This window comes from Oleiphilus sp. HI0125 (genome assembly GCF_001635355.1).
This window is the reverse complement of the sequence record NZ_LWGF01000483.1, coordinates 1-334: the sequence shown is the minus strand read 5'-3', so window position 1 is coordinate 334 and position 334 is coordinate 1. Positions and strand designations below refer to the sequence as shown.

Genomic DNA, 334 nt, shown 5'->3' with positions numbered 1-334 from the left:
GACTTTCAATTAAAATTGGGTTTTCTGCGAGGATGTTGAGAGCATCAGCATCTAACACTTTAAAACAGTTTTCGTTGAGAGTCCGTTTCAGAAGTCTCTCGGCCCATTCGTCTTTACCCAAGCCGGGGCCGATTGCAATGACATCAGCCATCTCAAAAAGCGTGTTACTTTCGATCGGGTTATATGTATGAGCCATTACTTCTGGTTGGTGAAGGATAACACTGTTTAGATAGTCTTCATGCGTAATGACAGATGTTAAGCCGGCGCCCACTCTAGCGCACGCTTGAGATGCGATTAATATTGCGCCGCCAAATCCTTTGTTACCTCCGACAAG

At 45.2% G+C, this 334-nt stretch carries 1 protein-coding gene; it reads right to left on the bottom strand.

The genetic code is table 11. The annotated features are described in order from the left end of the window. On the bottom strand, positions 1–334 hold a 334-nt coding region (locus A3762_RS06215), incomplete at both ends, for an ADP/ATP-dependent (S)-NAD(P)H-hydrate dehydratase (RefSeq protein WP_197469070.1).